The 16,362-nt window shown below is 66.1% G+C and carries 15 protein-coding genes; 7 read left to right on the top strand and 8 right to left on the bottom strand.

Annotation, left to right across the window (positions count from 1 at the left end; translation table 11 throughout):
• Nucleotides 1-20 precede the first annotated feature (20 nt).
• Together N539_RS0100820 and N539_RS0100815 are read left to right on the top strand one after the other, a co-directional pair.
• Nucleotides 21-1,322 (top strand): metal-dependent hydrolase family protein, encoded by a 1,302-nt coding sequence (locus N539_RS0100820; protein ID WP_028968731.1) that lies wholly within the window; start codon nucleotides 21-23, stop codon nucleotides 1,320-1,322.
• Nucleotides 1,319-2,851: a S10 family peptidase gene (locus tag N539_RS0100815; protein WP_197018306.1), complete on the top strand. Its 1,533-nt coding sequence runs from the start codon at nucleotides 1,319-1,321 to the stop codon at nucleotides 2,849-2,851. Before N539_RS0100820 ends, N539_RS0100815 begins: the two co-directional genes overlap by 4 nt.
• A 73-nt stretch (nucleotides 2,852-2,924) precedes the next feature.
• Here the strand turns inward: N539_RS0100815 and N539_RS19090 are convergent, their stop codons facing one another.
• Nucleotides 2,925-3,737: a cold-shock protein gene (locus N539_RS19090; protein WP_051531095.1), complete on the bottom strand. Its 813-nt coding sequence runs from the start codon at nucleotides 3,735-3,737 to the stop codon at nucleotides 2,925-2,927.
• A gap of 209 nt (nucleotides 3,738-3,946) precedes the next feature.
• On the opposite strand from N539_RS19090, the gene N539_RS0100805 reads away from it, so the two are divergent.
• From N539_RS0100805 to rpoN, 5 genes are read left to right on the top strand one after another with little or no spacing between them, the layout of a single operon-like run.
• A complete protein-coding gene (locus N539_RS0100805) occupies nucleotides 3,947-4,570 on the top strand; it encodes a ribonuclease D (protein WP_028968728.1) in 624 nt (207 codons plus the stop codon).
• The gene (gene lptC, locus N539_RS0100800) at nucleotides 4,570-5,208 is read left to right on the top strand and encodes an LPS export ABC transporter periplasmic protein LptC (RefSeq protein ID WP_028968727.1); all 639 of its coding nucleotides are present in this window, start codon (nucleotides 4,570-4,572) and stop codon (nucleotides 5,206-5,208) included. The genes N539_RS0100805 and lptC overlap by 1 nt, the downstream gene beginning before the upstream one ends.
• A gap of 32 nt (nucleotides 5,209-5,240) precedes the next feature.
• Nucleotides 5,241-5,744 (top strand): LptA/OstA family protein, encoded by a 504-nt coding sequence (locus N539_RS0100795; protein ID WP_051531282.1) that lies wholly within the window; start codon nucleotides 5,241-5,243, stop codon nucleotides 5,742-5,744.
• Between the two features lie 9 nt (nucleotides 5,745-5,753).
• Nucleotides 5,754-6,527: an LPS export ABC transporter ATP-binding protein gene (gene lptB / locus N539_RS0100790; protein ID WP_028968725.1), complete on the top strand. Its 774-nt coding sequence runs from the start codon at nucleotides 5,754-5,756 to the stop codon at nucleotides 6,525-6,527.
• A gap of 12 nt (nucleotides 6,528-6,539) precedes the next feature.
• Entirely contained in the window at nucleotides 6,540-8,000 is a 1,461-nt protein-coding gene (gene rpoN / locus N539_RS0100785) for an RNA polymerase factor sigma-54 (protein ID WP_028968724.1), read from the top strand.
• Here rpoN and N539_RS0100780 read toward each other — a convergent pair.
• From N539_RS0100780 to N539_RS17490, 7 genes are all read right to left on the bottom strand, one after another.
• On the bottom strand, nucleotides 7,997-8,761 hold the full coding sequence (locus N539_RS0100780; RefSeq protein WP_028968723.1) for an endonuclease/exonuclease/phosphatase family protein: 765 nt from the start codon (nucleotides 8,759-8,761) through the stop codon (nucleotides 7,997-7,999). The two genes, rpoN and N539_RS0100780, sit on opposite strands and share 4 nt — an antisense overlap.
• A gap of 33 nt (nucleotides 8,762-8,794) precedes the next feature.
• Nucleotides 8,795-11,308: a DNA topoisomerase (ATP-hydrolyzing) subunit B gene (gyrB, locus tag N539_RS0100775; protein ID WP_028968722.1), complete on the bottom strand. Its 2,514-nt coding sequence runs from the start codon at nucleotides 11,306-11,308 to the stop codon at nucleotides 8,795-8,797.
• 91 nt (nucleotides 11,309-11,399) lie between these two features.
• Nucleotides 11,400-12,908, bottom strand: a complete 1,509-nt coding sequence (locus N539_RS14750; protein ID WP_081774113.1) for a DEAD/DEAH box helicase — start codon at nucleotides 12,906-12,908, stop codon at nucleotides 11,400-11,402.
• Between the two features lie 206 nt (nucleotides 12,909-13,114).
• On the bottom strand, nucleotides 13,115-14,170 hold the full coding sequence (gene recF, locus N539_RS0100765) for a DNA replication/repair protein RecF (RefSeq protein WP_028968721.1): 1,056 nt from the start codon (nucleotides 14,168-14,170) through the stop codon (nucleotides 13,115-13,117).
• 16 nt (nucleotides 14,171-14,186) lie between these two features.
• The gene (locus tag N539_RS0100760; protein ID WP_197018305.1) at nucleotides 14,187-14,492 is read right to left on the bottom strand and encodes a hypothetical protein; all 306 of its coding nucleotides are present in this window, start codon (nucleotides 14,490-14,492) and stop codon (nucleotides 14,187-14,189) included.
• A gap of 11 nt (nucleotides 14,493-14,503) precedes the next feature.
• Nucleotides 14,504-15,607 carry a DNA polymerase III subunit beta gene (dnaN, locus tag N539_RS0100755; protein ID WP_028968719.1) on the bottom strand — a complete coding sequence of 368 codons (1,104 nt, stop codon included), beginning with the start codon at nucleotides 15,605-15,607 and terminating at the stop codon, nucleotides 14,504-14,506.
• Nucleotides 15,608-15,691: 84 nt separating this feature from the next.
• A complete protein-coding gene (locus N539_RS17490) occupies nucleotides 15,692-16,291 on the bottom strand; it encodes a fasciclin domain-containing protein (protein ID WP_051531091.1) in 600 nt (199 codons plus the stop codon).
• Nucleotides 16,292-16,362 lie beyond the last annotated feature (71 nt).

Below are 16,362 nucleotides of genomic sequence, written 5' to 3'. Positions count from 1 at the left end.
CCGCCTCGGAGGGGATCTCAATGTACAAAGTCTTGCTCGCCGGCGCGGCGACGCTGGCAGTCGCCGGTTCCGCCAATGCCGCCACCTACGCCATCCAGGCCGGGCGCCTGATCGTCGACGCCGCGCAGCCGGAGCGCGGCAATTCGACGGTGATCGTCGAGAACGGGCGGATCAGCCGCATCGACAGCGGCTTCACCGCGCCCGCCGGGGCGATCGTCGTCGATCAGCGGAGCAAGACCGTGCTGCCGGGAATGACCGACGTCCACGTCCACCTGACGCAGGACAGCGGACTGCCCTGGTACGCTTACTACACCCAGAAATATTCCAATCCCTACGCCGCGACCGTCGGTCTGAGCCACGCGCTCGAAATGGCGCGCGGCGGCTTCACCACGGTGAGGGATCTCGGCGGCGATACGGCGGTGGTCACGGCCGTCCGCGACGCGGTCGCCGAAGGGCGCTTTCCCGGCCCGCGGATCAAGGTCTCCGGCGCGCCCTTGTCGATCATCGGCGGCCACGCCGACGCGGCCACCGCGCTCCCACCCGAACTCGCATTGGCGATCAACGAAGCGCACATGAACCCGTCGGTCTGCACCGGCGTCGAGGAATGCCAGAAGGTCGTCCGCCAACTCGCCGCGGCCGGTGTCGACGTGATCAAAGTCATGGCCACGGGCGGGGTGCTCGATCCCGGCGCAATGGGGCTGGAGCAGCACTTCAGCGACGCCGAATTGAAGGGCATCGCGGACATGGCGCACTCGCTGCATTTGAAGGTCGCGGCGCATGCCCATGGCGCCGGCGGAATCCTCGCCGCGGCCAACGCCGGCATCGATTCGATCGAGCACGGCACCTTCATCGACGAAGCCGGCGCCCGATCAATGAAGGCGCACGGTTCCTATTATTCCGCGACGCTGATGGCCTTCAGCGGAGTGCAGCGCATCATGGGCACCGGCAAGCTGACCCCGGCGATGGAGGCCAAGGCCGCGACGACCTTCGCGGTCTGGGGCAAGGGCCTCAACCTCGCTTATCGCACCGGGGTGAAGATCGCGCTCGGCACGGATTCCGCGGTCGCCCCGCACAATCAGGCGAACAAGGAGCTCGAGCTGATGGTCACCAAGGGCGGGATGACCCCGCGCGACGCGCTGGTCGCGGCGACCAAGGGCGGGCCCGACCTCATGGGACTGTCGAACGAGACCGGAACGCTCGATCCGGGCAAGTCCGCCGACCTGATTGCAGTTGAGGGAGACCCGTTGGTCGATCCGACGGCTGTGCAGCGCCTCGATTATGTCATGGTCCGCGGCAATCCGATCCCGATGAAAGGTCAATGATGCGCCCGTCTCTGATTGCCCTTGCGCTCGCTCTTGGCGCCCCGGCTTACGCGCAGGAAGCCGGCGACGTGCCGGCCAAGGATGCCAAGCCGGATGCCGCGAAGCCCGACAAGGATGCGGCGAAGGCCAGTGTCGAGGAAGACGAGCAGCCCCAGCGGCGCTCGATCCCCCTTCGCGGGCATAGCCTCGCCTACACCGTGACGCCGGGCCACCTGACGATCCGCAACGACAAGGGCGAGCCGACCGCGAGCATGTTCTACACCGCCTACACCGTTCCGTCGGCCGGGCGGGCGCGGCCGGTGACCTTCCTGTTCAACGGCGGGCCCGGTTCGTCGACCATGTGGCTGCACATGGGCTCCTTCGGGCCGATCAAGGTCGATGCCTCGGTTCCCGAGACGATTGCGGGGCCGCCGTTCCGCTATGGCGCCAACCCCGACACCTTGCTCGACGTCACCGACCTCGTGTTCATCGATGCGCCGACGACGGGTCTGTCGCGCGAGATCGGCAAGGCCGAGCCGAAAGACTTTTTCGGTGTCGACAAGGACGCCGACGCCTTCACCCGCACGATCCAGCGCTACCTCAGCAAGTACGGCCGCTGGAACAGCCCCAAGTTCATCATTGGCGAAAGCTACGGCACCACCCGCGCCGGAGCATTGTCGAAATCGCTGTCCGACGCCGGCGTGCAGCTCAACGGCATCGTGCTCGTCTCGACGGTGCTCAACATCGGCCTGTTCGGAGGCGACGACCAGACCCTGGTCAACTTCCTGCCGACCTATGCCGCCGATGCCTGGTACCATGGTAAGGTCCGGCCCAAGCCCGAGCTCATGAGCTTCGTCGCCGAAGCCAAGGCGTTCGCTTCCGGTCCCTATGCTGCCGCGCTGCAGAAAGGCGGGGCGCTCAGCGAGCAGGAGAAGCAGTCAGTCGCCCAGCAAATGGCCCGGCTAACCGGGCTTTCAACGGATTATGTCATGCGCTCGAACCTGCGCGTGCCGCCCAACCATTTCCAGCGCGAGCTGCTGCGCGACCGCCGCCAGATCATCGGCAGGATCGATTCCCGCTTTGTCGGCACCGAACCCGATGCGGCGGGCGATTCGCCGAGCTACGACCCCCAGGCAAGCGCGATCTCGGGCGCGTTTGTCGGGGCGTTCAACGACTATCTCTACCGCGACCTCGGCTACAAGACGGCGCTGACCTTCCGCCCGAACAATTATGCGGGAATCGGCAACGACTGGAACTTCCAGCACAACGCGCCCGAAGGGCAGCAATTCGTCGCCAACGTCGCCTCCGACCTGGCCCAGGCGATGCGCGAGAACCCGCGGCTGAAACTCCTCAATGTCGCGGGCGTGTATGACCTTGCGACGCCGTTCTTCGGCGCGGAATATGATCTGGGCCATATGGCTCTGGAGCCGCAGATCGTGGCCAACATCCGCTATGCCTACTATCCGGCGGGCCACATGATGTACATCGACCCGCCCTCGGCGCGGCAGCTCAAGGCGGACATCGCCAGCTTCTACGCAACGGCCGAGTAGAGCGCGCAATGAAAGAGCCGGTGAAGCATTGCTCCACCGGCTCTCGCCCCCTCAAGTGGGTCTTGTCGTCGCGCTAGCTGCTGATCGTCTGCAGGTTCACCGCGGCATATTTTCCGCGGCGATCCACCTCGATCTCGAACTCGAGCCGGTCGCCCTCGTTGAGGGTCGGAATACCGGCCCGCTCGACCGCCGAGATATGGACGAACGCATCGGGCTGACCGTCATCGCGCTGGATGAAGCCGAAGCCCTTCATCGAGTTGAAGAACTTGACCGTGCCGGTGGCCTTCTCGCCGGTCAGCTGACGCTGCGGGCCACCGCGATCGCCGCCGCCCGCTGGGGCGCCGCGATCACCGCCGCCGCTCCGCTCGACCGCCATCGGCTCGCCCTCGATTCGCAGGTTGGTCGCCGAAATGCGCCCCCCGCGATCGACCAGCGTGAACTCCAATGGCTGCCCGTCGGCAAGGTCAGTCAGGCCGGCTTGCTCGACTGCCGAGATGTGAACGAACACGTCCTCACCGCCGTCATCGCGGACGATGAAGCCGAAGCCCTTCTGCGGGTTGAAGAATTTGACGACGCCCTTGCCTTCGCCAACGACCTGCGGGGGCATTCCGCCACCGCCGCCACCGCCGCCGCCGCGAAAACCGCCGCCGCCGCCACCGCCGCGAAAGCCACCGCCTCCGCCGCCGTAACCACCGCCGCCGCCGCCGCCACCACCGTAGCCGCCGCCACCGCCGCCAAAGCCACCCCGACCGCCGCCGCCACCACCGTAGCCGCCGCGCTCCTGGAATCCGCCCTGATCAGCAAAGCTTGGTTCTTCAAAAAAACCGTCGCGCTTATCCCTGCCGCGACCGCCACGATCGCCTTTGCGCCCTCTATCGAAACCCATTCCGTCTAAACTTCCGTGTGCCCCAAACCAGATAAAAACCAACGCGCTGGGCCCTGAGGCGCAACCGGTCCCGTGCGATTCCTACTCACGCACGGTTCAGGCCCTTACATGAAAAATATTCCATGCTCCAGTGATTGAATCGCCGCGGGGCTGGCAAGTCGTGCGGCAAGGGGACTAAAGCGGGACGCGGGGCAATTTGAGGAATATCGATGGCCGTTCATTTTCACGAGGAGGACTTGCCCGCCGAGGTTGCCTTCGGCGAAGGCCCGATCGCCGTCGATACCGAGGCGATGGGACTTGTCCCAGGCCGCGATCGCCTGTGCCTCGTGCAATTGTCGGATGGGGAGGGCCATGAGCATCTCGTCCGCTTCAAGCGCGGAAGTGACTATGCGGCACCCAATCTCAAAGCCCTGCTAAGTGATTCGGAGCGATTGAAGCTCTATCATTTCGCGCGCTTCGACGTCGGCATCATCCAGGCCTATCTCGGCGTCACGGCCGCTCCCCTCTACTGCACCCGCACCGCCTCCCGGCTGGTCCGCACCTATACCGACCGCCACGGCCTCAAGGATCTGGTCAAGGAGCTGCTCAACATCGACCTCAGCAAGCAGCAGCAGACCAGCGACTGGGGAGCGGACGAGCTCAGCGAGGCGCAGCGCGAATATGCAGCGAGCGACGTCCGCTATCTTCACCAGCTCAAGAACAGGCTCGACGAGCGGCTGGAGCGCGAGGATCGGACGGCGCTGGCGCAGGCCTGCTTCGATTTCCTTCCTGCGCGCGCTCTGCTCGATATCGCCGGCTGGCCGGAGCAAGATATTTTCGCGCACGACGGATAATGTCTGACGCTGCAACCAAGGGCCGTGAGGTCAAACAACGGTGGGCCATTCCGGGAAGTGCTCACGACCGCATCGTCCGCTTCACCAAGATCGCCTTGCCGAGCGCGGTCGGGGTGCTGATCGCGGTGCTCGCGATCGCTCCGCTCGATAAGCATGGCGACGTCAGCTTCATCCTCGACAAGAAGAAGGTCGAAAATGCACCCGAGCGGATGCGGGTCGAACAGGCGAAATATGTCGGGACCGACAATAAGGGCCAGCGCTTCGAGATGACCGCCCAGCGCGCCCTGCAGCGCAGCTCCGACGTCCCGCTGGTCGACATCTGGGGAATGTTCGCGCGGCTTGGCCTCGAAAAAGGGCCGTTGATGATCGCTGCCAACCAGGGACAGTACAATCTCGATACGCAGAGAGTGGCGATCAACGGGCCGGTCAAGGTTGCGGGACCCGACGGCTATCGGCTGGCGACGCGCGATGTCTCGGTCGACTTGAAGCAGCGCCAGCTGCGCAGCGCCGGGCCGGTCGCCGGCCAAATGCGGCTGGGGCAGTTCCAGGCGGGGCAGCTCCACGCCGATCTCGGCAACCGGACGGTCGTGCTCGATGGCGGAGCTCGCTTGAAAATCGTGCAAGGGGCGGTCAGATGATGGTCATGCGCCCCGTTGGCATCCTTTTTGCAATGGCTTTGACCGCCGGCACCGCGGCCTTCGCCCAGTCGCAGCAACAGCCCGTGTCGGCGCTCAAGGGACACAACAGCGATGCACCGGTCGACGTGAACGCCGACCGCATCGAGGTGCAGGACCGCGCCGATCGGGCGATGTTCGTCGGCAACGTCCATGTCCGCCAGGCCGAGCTCACGCTCGACACCCAGCGGCTGACCGTCGCTTATTCGAGCAACGGCGGCGTTCAGATCCGGCGGCTCGATGCCGCTGGCGGAGTAACTGTGCACAGCCCCTCCGAGACCGCCAAGGGGGATTTCGGGATCTACGACCTCGATCGCAAGCTGATCACGCTGATCGGCAACGTCCGGCTCGATCGCGGCGACAACCAGGTCCTCGGCCAGCGGCTGGTGATAGATCTCGATTCCGGCCGCGCGGTGATCGACGGCGGTCCGGCGGGCGTGAACCAGAGCGGCGGCCGGGTCACCGGCCACTTCACCGTCCCGCAGCGCAAGAGCAGCTAGGCCCCGCCGATGAACGAGGCCGCGACCTTCGTCCGTCCGGCGACCGAGACGCCGCAGATCGTCGGCGGCCTCGAGGTGCGCTCGATCGCCAAATCATACGATCGCCGCGCGGTCCTTCACGACGTGTCGCTCGAAGTTCACCGCGGCGAAGTGGTCGGGCTGCTCGGCCCGAACGGCGCCGGCAAGACGACGTGCTTCTATTCGGTGATGGGGCTGGTGAAGCCCGACAGCGGTCGCATCTTCCTCGACGGTGAGGACATCACCGAGCTGCCGATGTACCGGCGCGCGATCCTCGGCCTCGGCTATCTTCCGCAGGAGACCTCGATCTTCCGCGGCCTCAGCGTCGAGGAGAATATCATGGCGGTGCTCGAGGTGTCGGAGCCCGACCGCCAGGCGCGCAGCGCGCGGCTTGAGCAGCTGCTCGGCGAATTCGGCCTGACCGGCCTTCGCGAATCGTCCGCGATGGCCCTGTCGGGGGGCGAGCGGCGGCGCTGCGAAATCGCCCGGTCGCTGGCCGCCGAGCCATCGATCATGCTGCTCGACGAGCCGTTCGCGGGCATCGACCCGATCTCGATCGCCGACATTCGCGACCTCGTGAGGGAATTGAAACAGCGCGACATCGGCGTGCTGATCACCGACCACAATGTCCGCGAGACGCTCGACATCGTCGATCGCGCCTGCATCATCTACGACGGCCAGGTCCTGTTTGCTGGTACTCCCGAAGCGTTGGTCGCCGACCAGGAGGTCCGGCGCCTCTACCTCGGCGAGAGCTTCGCGCTGTAGCGGCGGGGCCGCATGGGACTGGGTCCAAGCCTAAGCATTCGCCAATCGCAGCAGCTGGTGCTGACGCCCCAGCTGCGCCAAGCGATCCAGCTGCTGCAGCTCAGCAACCTCGAGCTCGAGGCCTTCCTGGCCGAAGAGATGTCGAAGAACCCGCTGCTCGAAGCTCGGCCCGAGGAAGACGAGCCGGGAGCCCCGGCAGTCGCCGAGATCGCCGCTGGAGATAGCGAGAGCGATGAGGCTCCCGACGATCCCGGCGCCGACAATATCATCATGGGCGAGGCCGACGACGACCGTCCGCTCGACGTCGACTGGCAATCCGAAGCACTCCAGAACGACAGCTATTCGGACGTCGTGACGTCCGGCGGTGGCGAGGAAGCGTTCGACTTCGACCGCGTCGAATATGCGGCGGCGTCGCTTGCCCAGCATCTGACCGACCAGCTGCATGGCTATTCCGGTCCGACGGGCGACCTCGCGCGAGTCCTTGCCGAAATGCTCGACGAGACCGGCTATCTGACCGTGGCGCTGGACGACGTCGCGGATGCCAGCGGCGCGCCGGCCGAGCTGATCGGCCAGGCGCTGGCCATCGTGCAAGGCCTCGACCCGCCCGGGGTCGGCGCCCGCTCGCTCGCCGAATGCCTCGCGCTCCAGGCCAGGGCCGCCGACCGCTACGACCCGGCAATGGCGCGGCTGATCGACAATCTCGAACTGCTGTCGAAGGGCCGCATCGCCGACCTCAAGCGGATCTGCCAAGTCGACGACGAGGACCTCGCCGAGATGATCGCCGAGCTGCGCGCCTACGATCCCAAGCCCGGTTGCCGCATTTCCGGCGCCGCCGCCGCCGACGTCACTCCCGACGTATTCATCCGCAAAATGCGCGACGGCTATGCGGTCGAGCTCAACCAGGCGACGTTGCCGCGCCTCCTGGTAAACCGGCGCTACTATCAGGAGCTGAGGTCAGGGCCGCAGGACAAGGCTTCGCGCGCCTGGCTGAGCGAATGCATGGCGAGCGCGAATTGGCTGGTCAAAGCGCTCGACCAGCGAGCACGCACGATCGTCAAGGTCGTGTCGGAGATCGTCAAGCGCCAGCAGGGCTTCTTCGAGCGCGGCGTCGCGGCCCTCAAGCCGCTCACCCTGCGCGAAGTCGCCGAAGCGATCGAGATGCACGAATCGACGGTCAGCCGGGTCACCTCGAACAAATATCTGCTGTGCGACCGCGGTCTCTACGAGCTCAAATATTTCTTCGGCTCGGGGGTCGCTTCGGCGGAGGGCGACGGAGCCGCGGCCAACGCCGTCAAGGCCGGCATCAAGGAGCTGATCGAGGCGGAGACCGAGATCCTCAGCGACGATGCCATCGCCGCACTGTTGAAGCAGCGCGGCTTCGACGTCGCCCGCCGCACCGTCGTCAAATATCGCGAGTCGATGGCGATCGGCTCCTCGATTCAACGCCGGCGGATGCGCAAGATCGCCGGCTAGGCGACCAGCCTCGCCCAAATGGGGAGGTGATCCGACGCGCGCCGGGCGACATGGCTCATGTGGACCCCGGCGGCCTCGATCGTCAGGTCTCTGTGAACGATGATCCGGTCGAGCGCCGCGACCGGGTGGCGGGCGTGAAAGCTCGGGCCGGTCGGCGCGAGGTGGAACTCGGGCTCGATTTCCCTGAGGCAGCCCGCCTCGGTGCGCCACTCATTGGTGTCGCCCATCAGCACGGTCGGCATCTTCTGCGGCCGCGCCGCGATCGTCTCCAGGATCCGCCGCATCTGCCTCCTGCGCCACAAGCCGGAGAGGTCTAGATGCATGCCGACGATCCGCAGCGGTTTGTCGCCGACCAGCAGCTCGGCCATGACCGCGCCGCGCGGCTCGAGCGTCGGCAGGTTCAGCACGGCGCAGTCGATCACTCCGATGTGCCGTTTCACCAGGATCGCATTGCCGTGCCAGCCGATGTTGCGGGTGTTGACGTTGAGCAGCCGCTCGGCGTGCTTGCGCGCTTTCTCCAGCGGCCGCCGGTGGCGGACCCCGAGATGCACGGGGGTGTAGAGGCCGTGGCTGTCGATCAGCTCATGCGGGACGGTCGAGCCGCGCCCGCCCATCCGCTTGTCGGCTTCCTGGAGCGCGACGATGTCGGCGTCGATTTCCTGCAGCACCTTGAGCACGCGATGCGGGTCGCGCCGCCCGTCGAGCCCGACCGCCTTGTGCATATTGTACGATGCAACGGTAATGCAGTTCGAACCGCTCACGCCGACGCCAACCCCAGGAGGTCCACCCGGTTCCTAAACGTCGAGGTTGGCGACGTTGAGCGCGTTGTCCTGGATGAACTCGCGGCGCGGTTCGACGACGTCGCCCATCAAGCGCGTGAAAATCTCGTCGGCGACGTCGGCCTGCGCGACCTCGACGCGGAGCAGCGAGCGATTGGCGGGATCGAGCGTCGTTTCCCACAGCTGCTCGGCGTTCATTTCGCCAAGACCTTTGTAGCGCTGGATCGAGAGGCCCTTGCGGCCGGCGGCCAGCACCGCGTCGAGCAGCTCTGACGGACGGGTCACGGCCACCGGCTTGCCCTTGGTCTCGGGCTCGGCGGTTTCGCCTTCCTCACCCTCGATCGGTTCGGGCCTTGCCTCTTCGGCCGCAGCACCCTTCTTCAGGGTCCGCAGCGTCGAAGGCGTCGCGTAGGCCGCCGCTTGTTCCTTCGCCAAGGTGTCGAGCTTGCGCGCCTCGGCCGAACCCAGGAAGCTCGGCTCGATGATGTGCGCGTCGGTCACTCCGCGCCACAGCCGCTTGAGCAGGTATCCGCCTTCCGCGGCGACTTCGCCCGACCACTCAGCCTCGAGGTCGGCGGCGCCCAGCCATGCGGCCGTGCGGGCGATGGCCTTCGCCCGGCCGTCCTTGTCGAGGTTCGGCTTGAGCGAGCCGTTGAGCGCCAGCGCCTCGATCAGCGCCGGATCGTATTTGCGCGGCGCGTAGCGCATCAGCGTGCGCATGCGGCGCGCGTGATCGACCATCGTCTTCAGGTCGTTGCCGCTGCGCTGCCCCTCGCCGCTATCGAGAACCAATCCTTCGAGGCCCGCCGCCTCGAGGTAATCGTCGAGCGCGGCATCGTCCTTGAGATAGACTTCCGAGCGGCCGCGGCTGACCTTGTAGAGCGGCGGCTGGGCGATGAAGAGATGGCCGTGGTCGATCAGCTGCGGCATCTGGCGGTAGAAGAAGGTCAGCAGCAACGTGCGGATATGCGCGCCGTCGACATCGGCGTCGGTCATGATCACGATCTTGTGGTAGCGTAGCTTCTCGAGATTGAACTCCTCGTGCCCGATCGAGGTGCCGAGCGCCTGGATTAGGGTCCCGATCTCCTTCGAGCCGAGCATCCGGTCGAACCGCGCGCGCTCGACGTTGAGGATCTTGCCCTTCAATGGAAGGATCGCCTGATTGTGGCGGTTGCGGCCCTGCTTGGCCGAGCCGCCGGCGCTGTCGCCCTCGACCAGGAACAGTTCACTGAGCGCCGGATCGCGTTCCTGGCAGTCGGCGAGCTTGCCGGGGAGCGAGGCGATGCCCATCACCGACTTGCGGCTCGCTTCACGCGCCTTGCGGGCGGCCTCGCGCGCGGCGGCGGCGTCGATCGTCTTCTGGATGATCGAGCGAGCATCGCCCGGATGCTCCTCGAGCCATTCGCTCATCTTGTCGCTCATCAGGCTTTCGAGCGGCTGCCGCACCTCGGAGCTGACGAGCTTGTCCTTGGTCTGGCTGCTGAACTTGGGATCGGGCAGCTTGACCGAAACGATCGCGGTCAGCCCCTCGCGCATGTCCTCGCCGGTCAGCGTCACCTTCTCGCGCTTCAGCATCCCCGATTTGTCGGCGTAATTGTTGATGGTGCGGGTCAGCGCCGCGCGGAACGCCGCCATGTGGGTGCCGCCGTCGCGTTGGGGGATGTTGTTGGTGAACGGCAGGACGTTCTCGTAATAGCTGTCGTTCCATTCGAGGGCGACGTCGATGCCGATCCCGTCGCGCAGTGCCGAGATAGCAATGGGGTCGGGGAATAATGCTGTCTTGGCGCGGTCGAGATACTTGACGAACGCCGCGATGCCGCCCTCGTAATAGAGTTCGTGCTCCACCCGCTCCTCGTGCCGGGCATCGGCAAGGATCAGGCGGACGCCCGAGTTGAGGAAGGCCAGCTCGCGGTAGCGATGCTCGAGTTGCTCGAAATCGAAGTCGGTGATCTTGAACGTGGCCGGGCTCGGCAGGAAGGTGACGCGCGTTCCTTTCTTGCCCTCGGGTGCCGGGCCGACGACCTTCAGCGGCGCTTCGGCATCGCCGTTGCGGAAGCGCATGAAATGCTCTTCGCCGTCGCGCCAGATGGTGAGGTCGAGCCATTCGCTGAGTGCGTTGACGACGCTGACGCCGACCCCGTGGAGGCCGCCCGAAACCTTATACGCGTTGTCCTCGGACGTGTTCTCGAACTTTCCGCCGGCGTGGAGCTGGGTCATGATGACCTCGGCCGCCGACACCCCTTCGCCCTCGTGAATGCCGGTCGGAATACCGCGCCCGTTGTCCTCGACCGTGACCGAACCGTCGGGGTTGAGCTGGATCAGAATGCGGTCGCAATGCCCCGCGAGCGCCTCGTCGATCGCGTTATCCGACACCTCGAACACCATGTGGTGAAGGCCCGACCCGTCGTCGGTGTCGCCGATGTACATGCCGGGGCGCTTGCGCACCGCGTCGAGGCCCTTGAGAACCTTGATGCTTTCGGCGTCGTACACGCCCTGGTTTGGGGTGTTGCTGTCGGGGTCGGTTGCCATAGTCCAGATATAGGGATTTACGGCTGAAAGTCACGCGCGCGCCCGTACGCGCGCGTGAGTCGCCGGCCCGGAAGTTCAGAACATGAAGATGTTAGGCGGGAGAGCGCCGGGCACCGCCGCCGAAACGGCGCTGGCCGTGGAATTTGCGCTTCGGCTGGCCGCCCTCGGGACGCCGTGCCGGCCGCTGGTCTGACGCCGCCTCGCGATAGGCCTCCGGCCGATAGGACTGACCGATCCGGCGACCCTCGGCGCGCTGCGGCGATTGGTCGTCGCGGCGCTGTCCGGTGCGATCCTGCGTGGCCGAACGGTGACCCGCATGGCCGTCCGCGCGATGCACATGGCGCTGCTGGCCATCGTTGCGATTGTCGCGGCGCTGGCCGTCGGCGCGGCGATGCGACTTGAACGAAGGCCGCTGCGCGGGCTCCGCCTTGGGCGCCGGCTTCAGCCGCTTGAACGCCTCCGCGGCCGCCATGAAATCGGCCGGCAGCGGAGCGATCGCGATCTTCTGGCGCGTGGTGCGCTCGATATCGCGCAGATTGCCCCGCTCCTCGTGCCCGCAGAAAGCGATTGCGATGCCGTCGGCTCCGGCACGCGCGGTGCGGCCGATGCGGTGGACATATTGTTCCGGCACATCGGGCAGATCGAAGTTGATGACGTGGCTGACGCCCGGGATATCGATCCCGCGCGCGGCGATGTCAGTCGCGATCAGCACGCGCATGGCGCCGGACTTGAACGCCGCGATCGCGCGCTCGCGCTGTGCCTGGCTTTTGTTGCCGTGGATTGCGCCGGCGGCAATGCCGGCCGCCTCAAGCTGACGGACGACCTTGTCGGCCCCGTGCTTGGTGCGGCTGAACACCAGCGCGCGCTCGACCGACTTGGTCTGCAGGATCATCGCCAGAAGCGCCGGCTTTTCGGCCTGGTTGACCATGGTCACGCTCTGCTCGATCCGGTCGACGGTCGTGGCCGTGGGCGTGACCGACACTTCGGCCGGGTTGGTGAGATAGCGGTCGGCGAGCTCCTTGATCGCCCTCGGCATGGTCGCCGAGAAGAACAGGGTTTGGCGCTTGGGCGGGACCAAAGCGACGATGCGCTTCAACGCGTGGATGAAGCCAAGGTCGAGCATCTGGTCCGCCTCGTCGAGAACGAGGATCTCGAGCTCGCGTAAGCTGAGCGCGCGCTGGTCGATGAGGTCGAGCAGACGGCCGGGCGTCGCAACCAGCACGTCGAGCCCGCGCGAAACGGTGCGCACGCTCTTAGAGTTGGGGACGCCGCCGAAGATGACTCCGACCGAAAGACGCATGAACTTGCCGTATGCCTGGGCGCTGGCGGCAATTTGGGCGGCAAGCTCGCGGGTCGGGGCCAGCACCAGCATGCGCACGTGGCCCGGCTTCGGGATATTGCGCGCGGCGGCCAGGCGGTCGAGCGACGGCAGCATGAACGCCGCGGTCTTGCCGGTGCCGGTCTGGGCGATGCCGAGCAGGTCGCGGCCGGTGAGGACCGTCGGGATGGCTTGAAGCTGGATGGGCGTCGCGTGCGAATAATCCTTCGCGGCGAGCGCATCGAGCAGGGGCTTCGAGAGCCCCAGGGACATGAATGACATTGAGTTGATTCCAATATTGTGCGCGCGGCCGACGCATTCATGGCGCAGCCGCGAACGGGGTCAAATGAGCGCCCCGCGTGAATAGGAGAGCAAGAAAACCGAGACGCGGGCCGGTTACCGCCGAAGCGTTGAACCGTTCACGCCGCTTGCAAAAGCGCCTCGTGCTGCGGTGCAATATAGAGAAGAAACACCGAAAGTCCAGCACTTCACTCGGGAAAGACCATTCCGGGCTCGATCCGGAAGCGCGAAGCGGCGCCGATCCCGTCGAACAAAGCGGCTTCGGTCGCGGTCATCCAGACCTGGCCGCGCCCTTCGATCCGCGCGAACAGCGCATCACGGCGGGTCGGATCGAGGTGGGCGGCAACTTCGTCGAGCAGCAGGATCGGCGGCTCTCCGCGGCGGTCGGCGACGAGGTCGGCGTGAGCGAGGACGAGGCCGAGCAGAAGCGCTTTCTGCTCGCCCGTCGAGCTGCGGGCCGCGGGCATCGCCTTGGTCCGATGCATGACGGCAAGATCCTGGCGGTGCGGGCCCTCGGTCGCCCGTCCCGCCGCGGCGTCGCGCGAGCGATAGGTCTTGAGCGCGGGGGCGAGGTCGCCCGGCTCCCAACCTTCGAGCGCGATGGACGCGCGAGCGAATTGATCGTCGGGCGCCTGACTAAGGCGCTCCTCCAGCGCAACCGCGGTGCGTTCGCGCGCCTCGGCGAGAGCGTTGCCGTGCTCGGCCATCGCCAGCTCGAGCGAAGCCACCCAAGGTTCGTCCCACCGCTCGTCGCCGAGCAGCTTGTTCCGAGCGCGCATCGCCGCGTCGTAGCGCGTGGAGTGATGCGCGTGGCTCGGCTCTAGCGCGAGGACGAGCCGGTCGAGGAACCGGCGGCGATCGCCCGCACTGCCGCTGAACAGCCGGTCCATCGCCGGGGTCAGCCACAATACCGACAGCCATTCGGAGAGGCTGTTCACCGCGGCCGGAGCGCCATTAATCCGGACCTGACGGCGCTCGGGAGTAGAGGGCAATGTACCCGTGCCGATATCGGTGTCGCCGAGCTTGGCTGCGACCGCGAACGCGCCGTCGCCGCCTTGGCGCGCCATTTCGGACAACGCCGCGCCGCGAAGCCCGCGCCCAGGGGTCAGCAACGAGACCGCTTCGAGCACGTTGGTCTTGCCCGCGCCGTTTTCGCCGAACAGCAGCACGAAGCCGGGGCCCGGCTCGATCAGCGCCGAGGGATAGGAACGGAAATCGGTGAGGGCTAGGCGGCTGACGGGCACCGGCGCGGCTTAGCCGCTATTGCTCGCGGCGGTCGATGACTTCGTAATGGGCCGCCCGGTCATCAAAGCTGTTGAGCACCGCACGGGCCTCCAAAGGCACGTGGCTGACGCTGTAGTCCTCGCCCATGAAGGCCTTGATCGCGTCGAGGGTGTCGAACCACATCAGCGTCTGGAACTCAATCTCGCCGTCAAGGTCTCGCTTCATCAGGTCGATGTGACGAAAGCCGGGAATCTTCCGCGCTTCGATGCCGGGGATCACTTCCCCGCGGACGATCCGTTCATAGGCGTCGGCATTCTCCGGCGTGGTCCAGCCCCGCCACACGCGGCAGATCATTAGACCCGCATCGGCATGAGGACATAGAGCGCGTTCGACTTGTCGTTCTCGCGCAGCAGCGTCGGGGCGGCGGCGTCGGCGAGATGAACCTCGACCGTGTCGCCGTCGATTTCGCCCAGGATGTCGAGCAGATAGCGCGCGTTGAAGCCGATCTCGATGTTGTCGGAGCCGTAATCGGCTGGCAGCTCCTCGGTCGCCAGGCCGTTCTCTGGCGAGGTCACCGACAGCGTCACCTTGTCGCGGTCGACGCTCATCTTGACCGCGCGGGTCTTCTCGGACGCGATCGTCGAGACGCGGTCGACGCCGGCCGAAAAGCTCTTGGGGTCGAGTTTGAGGAGTTTGTCGTTCCCGGTCGGGATGACGCGGTTGTAATCGGGGAAGGTGCCGTCGATCAGCTTGCTGGTCAGGACCGCGTTGCCGAGACCGAAGCGGACCTTGGTCGGCGACAGCGACACCTCGACCGTGCCCTCGACCTCTTCGAGCAAGCGGTAAAGCTCGGCGACGCATTTCCTCGGGACGATGATGTCCGGCATGCCGTCGGCGCCGTCGGGCTTGCCGACGGTGATGCGGGCAAGGCGATGGCCGTCGGTCGCGGCCGCCCGCAGCTGGTCGTCGATGATGTGGAAGAAGATGCCCATCAGATAATAGCGGGTCTCTTCGCTGGAGATCGCGAAGCGGGTCTTCTCGATGATCTGGCGGAGGGTCGCGGCAGGAAGCTCGAAGCGGGTTGGGAGCTCGCCTTCCGCGATCACCGGGAAATCGTCGCGCGGCAGGGTCGACAGGTTGAAGCGCGAGCGCCCGGCGTTGACCTGCATCTTGCCCTCGGCCGCCGCGATCTCGACCTGGCTGCCTTCCGGCAGCTTGCGCACGATATCGAACAAGGTGTGCGCGGAAACGGTCGTCGCGCCGGCCTGGCTGACATTGGCCGGAACGCTTTCGTCGACCTGCAGGTCGAGGTCGGTGGCCATCAGCCGGAGCGAACCGTCGTCGCGCGCCTCGATCAGCACATTGGACAGAATCGGGATGGTGTTGCGCCGCTCCACGACCGACTGGACGTGGCCGAGGCTCTTCAGGAGTGTCGCCCGCTCAATCGTCACTTTCATTGCCTGAACACCCCATCATCCGCACGCTTCGCGAGCTACTATAGCGGCCCGTTCCACGTGCGGAAGTGGGATGATTCAAGCTTGTCAGCCGGCCTTTTGACCGACCGCCAGCTTGGCTGGCTGGCCCTTGGCAGGGAGCAAGGCCGCATCGACGTGATGAACGACGCCGTTGCTGAACACCTCGTCCGCCTGGGTCACCGTCGCTTTGTGCCCGGCGGAATCGGTCAGCACGATCTTGTCGCCGTCCTTGGTCGCGATCAGCGTGCCGCCGCCCATCGTCCCCAGCAGGGCCTTGCCCTTGCCGGCGTCGATCGCCTTGCCGATGTCGGCCGCCATCACCGTGCCGGAAATGATCAGATTGGTGAGCACGCCGGTCAGCTGCGCGCGATTGTCGGGCTTGGCGTCGAACGTGCCGGCCGGGGCCGCATCGATCGCCGCGTCGTCGGGCACGAACACTGTGTAGGGGCCGGGGCCGGCGAGGGTCTGGTCGAGGCCGGCCGACTTGGCCGCGGCCATGAACTTGCCGTTCGCGGCGAGACCCGCGGCGATGGTCTTGTCGCCCGCCACCTTCTTCGCCGCCGGCGTCTGCGCGGTTTCGGACTTGTTGGCGCTGGTGTTGTTGCAGCCGCCGACGACGACGAAGGCCGCCGTCGCGACGCCGAGCATTAGCGCATGGCTCTTCATGCCCTGGTCTCCTTCTTTATTCTGCATACGAAATGGCCCGGCAACGCGTGCCGGGCCACTCTGGTTCAATT

The organism is Sphingomonas sp. URHD0057 (genome assembly GCF_000620665.1).
Lineage (GTDB): Bacteria > Pseudomonadota > Alphaproteobacteria > Sphingomonadales > Sphingomonadaceae > Sphingomicrobium.
This window is presented reverse-complemented; position numbering and strand designations above follow the sequence as displayed.